Source organism: Actinopolyspora mzabensis, assembly GCF_900101095.1.
Taxonomy (GTDB): domain Bacteria; phylum Actinomycetota; class Actinomycetes; order Mycobacteriales; family Pseudonocardiaceae; genus Actinopolyspora; species Actinopolyspora mzabensis.
Genome location: NZ_FNFM01000007.1, coordinates 196,583 through 209,400 on the forward strand (window position 1 = coordinate 196,583; position 12,818 = coordinate 209,400).

Sequence of the window (12,818 nt, forward strand, 5' to 3'; positions counted from 1 at the left end):
GAATCGATACTGTCGGAAGGTAGTGCAACGTGAAACTGCTGGTAACCGGAGGCGCCGGATACGTGGGTAGCGTCTGCGCCGCCCGGCTGCTCGAGGCGGGGCATCAGGTGGTGGTGCTCGACGATCTGTCCACCGGACACGCGGACGCGGTGCCCGAGGGCTGTCGGCTGGTGACGGGCGATGTCGCCGAACACGCGTCGGAGGTTCTCGCGGAGGGGTTCGACGGGGTGCTGCATTTCGCCGCCAAGTCGCTGGTGGCGGAGTCGACCAAGGATCCGGCGCGTTACTGGCACGGCAACGTGCTGACCTCCGTGCGGCTGCTGGACGCGATGCGTGAGCACGCTGTCGAGCGAATCGTGTTCTCCTCGACCGCTGCGGTGTACGGCCAGCCCGAGTCGGTTCCGATCACCGAAGAGGCCCCCACACGGCCCACCAATCCCTACGGGGCCACCAAGCTGGCCATCGACCACGCCATCACCTCCTACGCGACCGCGTACGGCATCGCGGCGACGAGCCTGCGGTACTTCAACGTGGCCGGCGCCCACGCGGGACTGGGAGAGCGTCACACGGTGGAGACGCACCTGATCCCGATCGTTCTCGAAGTGGCACGTGGGCTGCGCGATCGCGTCCACATAGCCGGGGACGACTGGCCCACGCCGGACGGCACCTGTCTGCGGGACTACATCCACGTGCGGGACCTGGCGGAGGCGCACGTACTGGCCCTGGAGAAGTCGCTGCCGGGCAGCCACCGGATCTACAACCTCGGCAACGGCACGGGCTTCTCGGTCAGGCAGGTCATCGACGCGTGCCGCGCGGTTACCGGCAGGGAGATCCCCGCGGAAGTGGCGGAACGACGGCCGGGGGACCCCGCCACGCTGGTCGCCTCGAGCGAACGGGCTCAGCAGGAGCTGGGCTGGTATCCACAGCGCCGCGAGATCGCGGAGATCGTGCGGGACGCGTGGGACTTCGTCCGCGACGACCGGGGCTGACCGAGTACACCACCGGGCCGGATCGAGCTTTTCCAGTCGGTTGAGGCCCGGTGCGCACTCGTCGGAACGGTTCGCTCCGTGGCGAAGGAACGCGGTCCCCGCTTCATTCGAGCGGTCGAGAACGAAGGCCGGGATCACGGCCACCCGGACGGCACACTCAGTTACCGACGCCGGGCGGGCCGTCGAGCACAGTGGGAACGTACTCGAGCAACTGGATCCGACCGTCGAACGTACGGCTGTCGACCAAGTCGAGGGCGAGATCGGGATACCCGTCGAAGATACGTTCCTTCCCGGTAGCGCCCGTGACAACCGGGAAAACGACGAGACGGAAACGGTCCACCACACCGGCTTCGAGTAGTGACCTGCTCAGGGTGAGGCTGCCAATGGTGCGCATGGGAAGCGAGCCGCGCCGCTTCATGTTCCGCACCGCTTCGACGGCGTCCCCTTCGGCCAACTCGGTGTTGCCCCAGGACAGGGGCGCCTCCAATGTGGAGGAAAACACCACCTTGGGCATCGCGGTCAATGCGGCCATGCCGGGATCATCGGGTATCTCGGGCGCGAAATCGGACATCAGCCTGTATGTCGTCGCCCCCATGAGCACGGTGTGCTCCTCTTCGGATCCTTCCGCTATCCAGGCGAGGTATTCGGGGCCCTCCATACCCCAGTAACCCGGCCATCCGTCCGCGGACGCGTAACCGTCGAGCGAAACGATGAAGTCCACCATCAAACTTGGCACGGTGCTTTTCCCATCCGGATCGTGTGGCGCCACGGTAGTGGCAGCCAATAAGACGAAAACTCGCCGTCTCGGGCAGTGATAAGAGTAAGCATACGGCCACTACCGACACCATGCCGCCGTAACGCCCCCACACGTCGGATCAGCCGCGCCTCATCGCCCACGGGTGCACGCATCCACTCGAGTGCACGTGTGTCCGGAGGTGTCTCGCGCTCATCGAAGCGCACGGCAGAGTTCGCCCACATTCGGGTTCACCGCCAGAGGACGGTTCGGTGGCCGGATTCAGGTTTCCTCCTGTTCGATCATCAACCGCGCGTCCACCGCGGTGTCGCGCACCACGACGGCGAGTTCCTCGGGGCCTATCCCGCTGTCCAGCGCTCGCCGCAACAGCTCACCGAGGCGGTGGGCGGGCCTGGTCCGTTCGACCCGGTCCAGCGCCACGCTCGCGAGGGCACCGTCCCCCCGCAGATAGGCGGAGAACGCGAGCAGTGCGGCCACATCGGCGACCTCGGGTTCCGGCGCTTTCCGGACCAGCACGAACCACAGCTGTTCGGCGGCACGGGACCAGACGGTCAGCGCGATTCCCATGGCCAGGTCCCGCACCCGGTAGTCGGACAACGCCACCAGCACCCGCAACAGGTCCTCCTCGGTCAGCGGACTGCCCCGCGCGGTACGGCGGATCGCGGCGAACACCGCCTCGGTGTCAGCGGCGCACATCGTCGCGTCACCTCGATGCGGCTCTGCCTCGTCCTGCATCAGGTTCAGCCGCGCCGACCACCTGGCCGGGGTCTCCGGAGATTCCGGAGCGACGCTCGCCGCGAGTTCCTCCCTGCTGGAGAACGTGATCGCTCCCGAGACAGCCAGCTCGGCCGCCAGCGGTGAGGACCTCGGATCGGGCACCGTGCCGTCCCACTGCTCGCCGTAGCATCGCCAGACCCCGCCCGAGCGGATCTCGGGCGTCCAGAGCGCCCGGACCAGCGGTATGTCGGCCGTGCGCAGCTCCCGCCGCAGCGAGTCCACCAGTTCGGACCGTGGCGGATCCGCCGTGGCGAGGTCCGGGTGATTCTCCGGCGGTCGGACGGGTGCGGCGGAGGCGCTTTCGGACTCAGCCGCATCGGGGGCCGGGGCCGCGACGACGGCGACCAGCAGCCCGTCGGGGCCGTCGTTCGAAACCGGTCCCCGCACCAGTTCCGCCACCAGTTCACGACGACAGTTCGGTTCGGGGAGATCGACCCGAGCGGTCATCCCCAGCTTCGCTGTTTCCGGACCGCCGTGCAGCGTGGTCAGTACCAGTGAATCCCTCGGGTAGAAGCCGAGCAGGTGCGGAATCGCAGCCAGGTACTCCGCCGGGGCCGAGAGTCGGACAGTGCGTTGCTTCGCGGTAGAACCCATACCTCCAGAGTCGACGTAACTGAGCTGCCGCGAAAACCCGGATTCCACCGCTTGTGCAGGGTTCGAGGAGATGTGGACAACGAGCGGGTGGCAGGCCGCCCGGCATGGACCGGTGGGGGCCGCCACCGAGCCACACCGAGCGGTGCCGCTACCCGGCTTCAGAACAACCGCTCACGCCCACCACGATCGATCACCACGGGAACCCGGAGCTCGCTGTCCGACAGCTCCAGGTTCAACCCGGTTCCGGCGGACGGGCGCAGCGTGTAGTCGTGATCGCTGGAGAGCACGACCAGCCCGAGACTGTGACCCCGCCGGAGCACGTAGTCGTCGGGCATCATGCTCACCCCGATCCGGTACTGCTCCCCCGGTTCGATCGGGGTGGTGCTCGCCACGGAACGACGATTCTGCGGATCCGTCCAGCCCCGGGTTATGGGGGTGACGGTGCCGTCGGGAGCACGATCGACCAGCATGGCAGTGACGTTGGCGGCGGGCCGGTCGAACGACAGCGCGAGTTCCGCCCGCGCCGTGCCGCTGATCCGGACACCGCGCGGGAGGTCACGTGTGAAGTAGGCCAGCCGGTGTGGCGAGCTCGCCGCTCTCGCGAGTTCCTCGGCCGTCTCGCCCGCGTCGTCGCGCAGACTTTCGACGACGTCCGTCGAACCGTGGCGGAACAACCGCAGACCACCGCGCTCGGAACCACCGGGAGTCGGGGTCAGCGAGATCTCGCGAGCGGCGGGGGCGGGCCACTCCCACTCGCGGTGCCAGCTGCCGTCGGCACGCTGGATGGTCGCCCTGGGTTCGAAGCGAACTCCGTTGTCCACACCGTGCAGATAGTGCGTGAACCAGCGGTTCAGGGTACGCAGCCACTCGTCCCGGCGCACTCCGATGGGATCGAGATGCCCACCCCGGTGCCACCAGACCCGGTGCTCGACGCCGTTCTCGCGCAGCGCCTCGTACCACTGTGCCGCCTGCTTGGTCTTGACGTTCCAGTCGTTGAGGCCGTGCACCATCAGCACGGAGGCGTCGATGTTCGAGACCTCGTCGAGGTAGTCGCGTTCGTTCCAGAAGTCGTTGTAGTCACCGGTCAGCCGGTCCTGCTCCCGGCGCAACCGCTCGATGACGGCCGAGCAGTCCCGCTCGTTGGTGTGCACGTACTCGGCGAGCACATCGGTGTCCTCACCCTGGTAACCACCGGGTGCCACCACCGCCCCGTCCGCGCGGTAGTAGTCGTACCAGCTGGATATCGCCCCAATCGGTACGATCGTCTCCAGACCTTCCACGCCGGTCGTGGCCACCGCGTTGGGCAGTGTTCCGTTGTAGGAGACCCCCATCATGGCGACCTCACCGGTGGACCAGTCGGCCGTGACCGGATCACCCGAGGAGTCGTGCGCGGGGGCCCGCCCGTTCAGCCAGTCGACGACCGACTTGGCACCGATGGTCTCGTTGCGGCCGCCGGAGGTCGGGCACCCCTCGGAGGCCCCGCTCCCCAGCGACTCGGCGTAGACGACCGCGTAGCCCCGCTCCAGCAGGAAGTCCTGGTAAGCCCATCCGATCTCGGCCTCGGCGGACCTGGCGGAGGACGTTCCGACTCCGGCGGCGCGTGCCGCGGCCCGATCCGGAACGTAGAGCTCGCGATCGACATCGTGGTTGGTGACCGGGTTACCGCCCGCGAAATAGGGGCTGGCCCGGTAGACGACCGGTGCACGCATACCGTGCTCGGTCTCCTCCGGACGGACGACTTGTACGTGTACCCGGTCGTCACGCCCGTCGTCGTCACTGTCCACATCGGCCGTTACGAACAGATCCTCACGCACCGCGTTCGAGGCGTCGAACACCGGTTGCGCCGCGCCGTGCTCGATCACCGGCTCCGGTGGTCGAGTGGCGTCTCCCGCGCTCGCGGGGACAGCGGTCAGCGGCAGGACCACCAGGGCGGCGACAACGGCCGCTCGCGCTCGCCACATGCGAACTCCACGATCAGGTTGCAAGGTCAACCAGCAGCTTGCCACCCACCGTTGGAATGTCAATCACGAAGCGCGGCGGTTTTGCGCCAACGCGTGACCGAGGGATCGGAGCGCTTTCGCCGGATCGCGCGGAAAGCCCCTGCCGCACGGAAAGCCCCTGCCGCGCGGAAAGCGGGGCACCCGCCCGATCGGGAGTCCACCACGCCGGCGTCAACGAGGCCAGGTGTATCCGAGCTGCCTCGCGTTATCGGAAGAACCACCGCGGATCTCCGAACCGAAGCGGACGAGGTCCCCTACCGGCTTCGAACGTTCGGACGCGAAACCGGGGAGCCGGTCGGCGGACCGGCTCCCCGAACTCACACGGGACGGATTCTTCCGAAACGGACTACCGCTGAGCGGCGGTCAGCTGCACCCGGAGGTGGCTCCGCAACCCTCGCAGAGGTAGCAGGAGCCCGACGGCCGCATCTTGGTGCCGCAGGTCATGCACAGCGGAGCGTCAGCCGCCTTGCCCAGCTTCAGTTCCAACAGCTCGGTGGAGCTTCCGGCTTCGGAATCGTCGGAGTGGTTCTGCACCAACGGCGTGGACTGCTGGGAGTAGCCGACCGATTCGCGCATCGACTCCACCTGGTTGGTGGTCTCCGCCTCCTCGGCGCCGTTGACCTGCTCGGTGCGCTCCTGCACGGTGAAGATGCCCAGCTGCGCCCGCTTCTCGTAGGACAGGTGATCCAGCGCCAGCCTGCGGAACAGGTAGTCGAGCACGCTGCTGGCCATCCGCACGTCCGGATCGTCGGTCATCCCCGCGGGCTCGAAACGCACGTTCTGGAACTTGGAAACGTAGAACTCCAGCGGAATCCCGTACTGCAGTCCGACCGAGATGGACATCGCGAACGCGTCCATCACACCGGCGAGCGTGGAACCCTGCTTGCCGAGCTTGATGAAGATCTCACCGAGACCGTCGTCCGGGTAGGACCCGGCGTGCAGGTACCCCTCGGCCCCACCGACCGTGAACGACACGGTCTGGCTGGGACGTTTCTTGGGCAGCCGCTTGCGGACCGGCCGGTACTCGATCTCCTTCTCGACCCGTTTCTCGGCCTGCTCCTTGTCCTCGTGCTGCCCCTTGCCTCCGTTGCCCGCGGACAGCGGCTGGCCGACCTTGCAGTTGTCCCGGTAGATGGCCAGTGCCTTCAGCCCCAGTCGCCATCCTTCGAAGTAGATCTCCTGCACGTCCTCGACCGTGGCGTGCTCCGGCATGTTGACGGTCTTGGAGATCGATCCGGACAGGAACGGCTGCACGGCGGCCATCATGCGGACGTGCCCCATCGGAGCGATGGAGCGCTGACCCATCGCGCAGTCGAAGACGTCGTAGTGCTCCGGGCGCAGCCCGGGGGCGTCGACGACGTGACCGTGCTCGGAGATGTACTCGATGATCGCTTCGGCCTGCTCATCCGGGTATCCCAGCGCACGCAGCGCGCGGGGCACGGTCCGGTTGACGATCTGCATGGAACCGCCGCCGACCAGCTTCTTGAACTTGACCAGCGCCAGGTCCGGTTCGACACCGGTGGTGTCGCAATCCATCATCAGGCCGATGGTTCCGGTGGGAGCCAGCACGGACGCCTGGGCGTTGCGCCAGCCGTTGCGCCCGCCGATCTCCAGCCCGCGCTGCCAGACCTCGGTCGCCAGGTCGTGCACGGCGACGTCGTTGTGATGGTACGTGCGCACCAGATCGTTGGCTGCGGCGTGCTTGCGCATCACGCGCTGGTGGGAGTCGGCGTTGCGGGCGTAGCCCGCGTAGGGCCCGACAGCTCCGGCCAGTTCGGCGGAACGTTTGTACGCGGTACCGGTCATCAGGGAGGTGATCGAGGCGGCCAGCGCCCGCCCACCGTCGGAGTCGTAGGCGTGGCCGGTGGCCATCAGCAACGCGCCCAGGTTGGCGTAACCGATGCCCAGCTGCCGGAAGTCGCGGGTGGTCCGGCCGATCGACTCCGTGGGGAAGTCGGCGAAGCTGATCGAGATGTCCATCGCGGTGATCACGAGCTCGACCGTGCGCCGGAACAGGTCCGCGTCGAAGGTGAGGTCCTCGCGAAGGAACTTCATCAGGTTGAGCGAGGCCAGGTTGCAGCTGGAGTTGTCCAGGTGCAGGTACTCCGAGCACGGGTTCGAGGCGGTGATACGTCCCGACTCCGGGCTGGTGTGCCAGTCGTTGATCGTGTCGTCGTACTGGATCCCCGGGTCCGCGCACTCCCAGGCGGCCCGCGCCATCCGGTTGAACAGATCCCTGGCCTGCACGCTGTCGGTGATCGAGCCGTCGGTGCGGGCCCGCAGTCCGAACTGGCCGTCGCTTTCGACGGCGCGCATGAACTCGTCGCTCACCCGCACCGAGTTGTTGGCGTTCTGGTACTGCACCGAAACCATGTCGGAGCCGCCGAGGTCCACATCGAATCCCGCGTCACGCAAGGCGCGGATCTTGTGCTCCTCCTTGGACTTGGTCTCGACGAACTCCTCGACGTCGGGATGGTCGACGTCGAGCACGACCATCTTCGCGGCACGGCGCGTGGCACCGCCGGACTTTATGGTCCCGGCCGAGGCGTCGGCTCCCCGCATGAACGACACCGGCCCGGACGCGGTGCCGCCGGAGGAGAGCAGCTCCTTGGAGGAGCGGATGCGCGAGAGGTTCAGTCCCGCACCCGAACCTCCCTTGAAGATGAGACCCTCCTCCTTGTACCAGTCGAGGATCGACTCCATCGTGTCGTCCACCGAAAGGATGAAACAGGCCGAGACCTGCTGCTTCGAGGTGGTCCCCACGTTGAACCAGACCGGCGAGTTGAAGCTGAACACCTGGTGCAGCAACATGTAGGTCAGCTCGTGTTCGAAAACCTCGGCGTCCAGCTCGGTGGCGAAGTAGCCGTGTTCGACACCGTTGCGCGCGTAGGTCTTGACCACCCGGTCGATCAGTTCCCGCAGGCTGCTCTCCCGCTCCGGGGTGCCGAGCGCGCCACGGAAGTACTTGCTGGTGACGATGTTGACCGCGTTCAGCGACCAGAAGTCGGGGAACTCGACGTCACGCTGCTCGAAGTTGACCGACCCGTCGCGCCAGTTGGTCATGACGACGTCGCGTCGTTCCCAGTTCACCTCGTCGTAGGGATGCACACCCTCGGTCGTGTAGACACGCTCCACCCGGATGCCCGCCTCACTGCTACCCGACTCCGACTCCCCTACGGCGGTCGGGTTACCGACGGTTTCTGTCATGATTCGGGCCTCTCCCTTGTCGCTCGCTCTCCTACTGCCACCGTCCGGGCTCCCCGTCCGTCCCGGTGGTTTCTCACGCTGCGAGTTATCGCCCGAACGGGCGCCCCGCTCGCGTTTCGCACCGCCCTTTCGGCGGCGCGCCGCCCCCTTGCCCGGTTTAGGCATTCGCACTCGCCTCGTCCTGTTGACCGGCGGATTCGTTTCCCCCGTCGTCGGCGGGGGTGCTCCCGGCTCCGGAAGCCTCCGGATCCGGCCCCTCCGCCCTGCGCAGTTCGGCTATCTCACGTTCGAAGTCCTCCACCGAGGTGAACGAACGATAGACACTGGCGAACCGCAGATAGGCGACCTCGTCCAACTCACGCAGCGGGCCGAGGATCCCCAGCCCCACCTCGTGACTGGGCACCTCCGGAACACCGAGCGACCTGATCGTCTCCTCCACCCGGTGGGCGAGCTGCTGCAGGTCGTCCTCCGCCACAGGGCGCCCCTGACACGCGCGACGAACCCCACGCACGACCTTGTCCCTGCTGAAGGGCTCGGTCACCCCCGAACGTTTCACCACCGTGAGCACCAGCTCCTCGACAGTGGTGAACCTGCGTCCACAGCCCGCGCAGGACCGCCTGCGCCGGATCGACTGCCCTTCCTCCACCTCACGGGAGTCGACGACACGCGAATCGTCACCTCGACAGAACGGACAACGCACTCGCCAGTCATCCCCTCGACACAGCCCAATGGTCCACGGGCGCGCACGACGCGACACCCGGTACCCCGCGGACGGTTGACACCGCTGGGGGCGAACACCGCCGACAAGACGGCCACACCCAAGCTATGGATTAATCACAACGATGCAACTACTAGATGTTGTGGTTGAGCCTAATCCCGGACCGAATCATAAGCAACTCGGGAAGCGGGATGTCGACCACCCCCCGGATAGCGATCACAGCGCCGATCCGGCCGTTCGGAGACGGAGTCACCCCCGACGCACGAGAGGTGCCGCCTCAGCCGAGCGAAAGCGACACTCCCACGAGCACGACGAGCACACCCGCACCCAGGGCCGCAGCGGCGAGCAGGGCCGTCTCGACGAGGGCCGAACGCGGAGCGCCGAAGAGCGACTCACCGCCGCCGGGCACGTCGCCCCGACCTCCGACTGCGAAGCACGACGCTCCGGAGGGGGCGACCGGGCACCGCGAGCCGCCACGACAGGCCTCGGGATCGCGTCGCGACCCAACCTCAGCCGCACTCGGGGCCGTGGGAGCACACGAGGACGCCGCGGCAAGATACCTCGCCCCGCGATCTTCGACAGCGCGGCATCCGATCCCCGCCCCGCCTTCGCGGTCCTCGACCCGCCTGGCAACCCGAAACACCGGCATCGCGACTCCCCGTACGAATCGTCGGTATCCACAGCCCGAGCGCTCCCCACCAGCGGGAACCGCGCGTCTTCCCCGGCGGCACGAGCCGCCCGCGCCACCTCCGAGCGAAATCGAACACGCGTTCGATCGAACTGCTGTACGAATGGTGTAGCATCGAATCGGATCGAGCGCGAGAGGTTCACCGTGATCGACACAGGGGGACCGCCCATCTCCGGCCTCGGCTGTCTCAGCGGGACGACAACCTCACCGGGACGACAACGCGCCGAATTCACTCGAACTAGTGTTTGATCCGTCTTCGGATGCCGTCTAATCTGGATACGTGCGTGCACGCGCGAGCGGCGATGAACAGGAGGGCGTGGTGGACGGCTACGCTTCCGACCGATTCGACGGCGGGACCTCCGGCGAAGCCGACACAACGCCCCGAACGACCGGCTCCGAGAACCACGGCGACGCCACCCCGGAGCCGAACGACGAGCTCACTTCGCGCCAGCGAAGCGTGCTGGACACGATCCGGCAGTGGATGCGGGACTACGGATACCCACCAAGTGTGCGCGAGATCGGCGACACCGTGGGATTGACTTCCACTTCCTCGGTGGCATACCAGCTGCGTGTACTCGAAGGGCGCGGCTACCTGAAGCGTGATCCGCATCGTCCCCGCACGGTCGGCGTGGTCACCACCGACGAGTCGGCCGCTCCGGCTTTCCCCGACGGATCGAACCCCGCCTACGTTCCGGTGGTGGGGCGCATCGCGGCGGGCGAGCCCATCCTCGCCGAACAGTCCGTGGACGAGGTGTTCCCGCTGCCCCGGGAAGTCGTCGGAGAGGGTTCCCTCTTCCTGCTGAGCGTGGTGGGCGACTCCATGGTGAATCTGGCCATCACGGACGGTGACTGGGTGGCGGTCCGACAACAGCCCGACGCGGAGAACGGCGACATCGTGGCCGCGATGCTCGACGGAGAAGCCACGGTGAAGACCTTCAAGCGCACGGCGGAACATTTGTGGCTGATACCGCACAACGACGACTACGAACCGATCATCGCCGATCAGGCCACCGTGCTCGGCAAGGTGGTCGCCGTGCTGCGCAAGATTTGATCGGCCGCTTCGGCGGACGGTTTTGGCGGGTGGTCCGGGCTCGTGTGGCCCGGCTGGGGTGTTCCGCCACGGAAGTCGTTCCACCGGGCCACCACCTCTTCCGGTTTCCCCGGATTCCGTTTCCCGACTCCCGCCACGAACTACGACAGGCGAACGAGCGATCCCGGCTCCGCCGTAGCCACTGACGAAGGCGGACGAACCTCCTCGGCGAGTGAGCGTCTCGGAACGGCCTGCTCGGCGAGGTTGTCCCCCTCCGAGCGAACGTCCCGCTCTCCCACTGCACCTGCCCGTGGCGACTAAAACCGACCATTCACCTTCTTAATCGCCGCCTTGTTCGGCTGTCGAACACGTGACGACCGGCGAGCCCCAGAGCTGGCACCAATATCGAAACCAGCTGGTAAAAGCCGGTGACACTCCCAGCTTCACGGCGGAAACCGCTCTACCGCCCCGGCTCCGAAAACGTCGATCCGCCACGTGCGAGCAACACGTCAAGTGACGCGAACCACAATATATTCACTTTGACAAAACGGGGCGGTTGGTTTTTTAATCTCGTAGCGAGTCTCGTCCGGACCTCGCGATCGGCACCGCGGCGGAGGGGCGCACTCGAACTCGATGTTCGAGGACTCCAACTGATCGAAGTGCCGGGGTGGCCCGCACAGCCACTCGTCGTGACACCAGCTTCGACTCAACGAGTGATACGCAAGGAGGTCCGCCGTGTCCCACCGGACACCACCCTGGTTACTGGTGCTGTTCGCGGCCCTACTGGCAACGGGCACCGACGAGTTCGTCATCGCGGGAGTTCTCCCCGAAGTGGCCGAAAGCCTGAACGTCACCGTAGGGGTCGCCGGGCAGCTGGTGACCGCTTTCGCCGTGGTCTACGCCCTGGGAGCCCCCACGCTGGCCGTCGTGCTCGACAGGATGCCGCGACGACTCGTGCTGGGCGGCGGGCTCGTGGTCTTCACGGTGGCCAACGCCGCCGCCGCTCTCGCGCCCGAGTACTGGACGCTGCTGGCTTCCCGCATCGTCGCCGCGCTGGCAGCGGCGAGCGTCACATCGGCCGCTTTCGCCACGGCGGCTTCCGGGGCACCCGAAGGCCGACAGGGCAGTTATCTGTCCGTGGTCACCGCGGGGATGACCGTGGCGCTGTTCACCGGTGTTCCGCTGGGAACGCTACTCGGCGGGCTCTACGGGTGGCGCGCCACGTTCTGGCTCATCGCGGCCGTGGGAGCACTCTCGGCGCTCGGTGTTTTCGCCACCGCTCCCAGGATCGCGGGCGGTCCCGCCGCGCCGCTGGCCGACCGGCTCAGTCCACTGCGCAGCCTACCGGTGGCACGGCTGGTGACCGTGACGTTCTTGTGCGGAACAGGCGGTCTGATGTTCTACAACTACATCGGCCCGTTCACCAGCGCGACAGTGGGTGGTGGCGCCGACCTGCGCGCGGGAATGTTGCTCATCGTGGGACTGCTCGGTCTCGTGGGAGCGCTGTTCGGCGGCAGGATCAGTGATGCCCTGGGCCCGCACCGCACTTTGAAACTGGTGGTCGGAGGCCACCTGGTCGCGCTGATCCTGGCCGGGCTGTTCGGCGTGTCCGGCCTGACGAGCGCGATCGTGCTGGGAGTTCTGGTGGCACTGTGGTCCACTTTCGCCTGGAGCCTCAATCCGCCGATGCAGGGCAGCGTGCTCGCGGCGGCGCCCCAGGCAGGCATGACGGCGATGGCTCTGAACATATCGGGGCTGTACCTGGGTACCGGTGTGGGCGGCGCCATCGGCGGTGTCGTAATCGGCACCCTGGGAGCCGGTTACGTGCCCTTCGCAGGGGCGGTACTGCTGCTTGTCGCCTTCTCGTTGACCCCGCGAGCGCGGCAGCGCGCAGCCGCGCCCCGAGCGGAGGAGACATCCGGGACTCCGGTCCACTGACCGGCTGTGCCCGGCGGTCACGGGAAACCGGCTGATCTGGTGATCGTTACTCCCGCCACCGGCGGCGACGGATCCCCGCCCAGCCGCGAGCGTTGGACGCCGCACGGATACCGGATTCGCCGT

General features: G+C 67.1%; 9 protein-coding genes. 3 read left to right on the forward strand and 6 right to left on the reverse strand.

Translation table 11 applies throughout. The annotated features are described in order from the left end of the window. Positions 1-29 precede the first annotated feature (29 nt). On the forward strand, positions 30-989 hold the full coding sequence (gene galE, locus BLR41_RS13520) for a UDP-glucose 4-epimerase GalE (RefSeq protein WP_092628624.1): 960 nt from the start codon (positions 30-32) through the stop codon (positions 987-989). 157 nt (positions 990-1,146) lie between these two features. On the opposite strand, the gene BLR41_RS13525 is transcribed toward galE, so the two are convergent. The 6 genes from BLR41_RS13525 to BLR41_RS23690 form a co-directional block, all read right to left on the reverse strand. Then, positions 1,147-1,725 (reverse strand): dihydrofolate reductase family protein, encoded by a 579-nt coding sequence (locus BLR41_RS13525; RefSeq protein WP_092628625.1) that lies wholly within the window; start codon positions 1,723-1,725, stop codon positions 1,147-1,149. Positions 1,726-2,004: 279 nt separating this feature from the next. Continuing rightward, positions 2,005-3,114: a DUF4192 domain-containing protein gene (locus BLR41_RS13530; RefSeq protein ID WP_092628626.1), complete on the reverse strand. Its 1,110-nt coding sequence runs from the start codon at positions 3,112-3,114 to the stop codon at positions 2,005-2,007. A gap of 158 nt (positions 3,115-3,272) precedes the next feature. Continuing rightward, positions 3,273-5,075 carry a Xaa-Pro dipeptidyl-peptidase gene (locus BLR41_RS13535; RefSeq protein WP_092628627.1) on the reverse strand — a complete coding sequence of 601 codons (1,803 nt, stop codon included), beginning with the start codon at positions 5,073-5,075 and terminating at the stop codon, positions 3,273-3,275. Positions 5,076-5,477: 402 nt separating this feature from the next. Continuing rightward, positions 5,478-8,321: a vitamin B12-dependent ribonucleotide reductase gene (locus BLR41_RS13540; protein ID WP_092628629.1), complete on the reverse strand. Its 2,844-nt coding sequence runs from the start codon at positions 8,319-8,321 to the stop codon at positions 5,478-5,480. Positions 8,322-8,478: 157 nt separating this feature from the next. Next, complete coding sequence (nrdR, locus tag BLR41_RS13545) at positions 8,479-9,021, reverse strand: transcriptional regulator NrdR (RefSeq protein WP_092628630.1); 543 nt, start codon at positions 9,019-9,021, stop codon at positions 8,479-8,481. 295 nt (positions 9,022-9,316) lie between these two features. Beyond that, on the reverse strand, positions 9,317-9,448 hold the full coding sequence (locus BLR41_RS23690; RefSeq protein WP_281240959.1) for a hypothetical protein: 132 nt from the start codon (positions 9,446-9,448) through the stop codon (positions 9,317-9,319). A gap of 559 nt (positions 9,449-10,007) precedes the next feature. On the opposite strand from BLR41_RS23690, the gene lexA reads away from it, so the two are divergent. Both lexA and BLR41_RS13555 read left to right on the forward strand, forming a co-directional pair. Next, positions 10,008-10,778: a transcriptional repressor LexA gene (gene lexA, locus BLR41_RS13550; protein WP_245694155.1), complete on the forward strand. Its 771-nt coding sequence runs from the start codon at positions 10,008-10,010 to the stop codon at positions 10,776-10,778. Positions 10,779-11,492: 714 nt separating this feature from the next. Next, on the forward strand, positions 11,493-12,695 hold the full coding sequence (locus BLR41_RS13555; RefSeq protein WP_092628632.1) for an MFS transporter: 1,203 nt from the start codon (positions 11,493-11,495) through the stop codon (positions 12,693-12,695). The last annotated feature ends 123 nt before the right edge of the window (positions 12,696-12,818 follow it).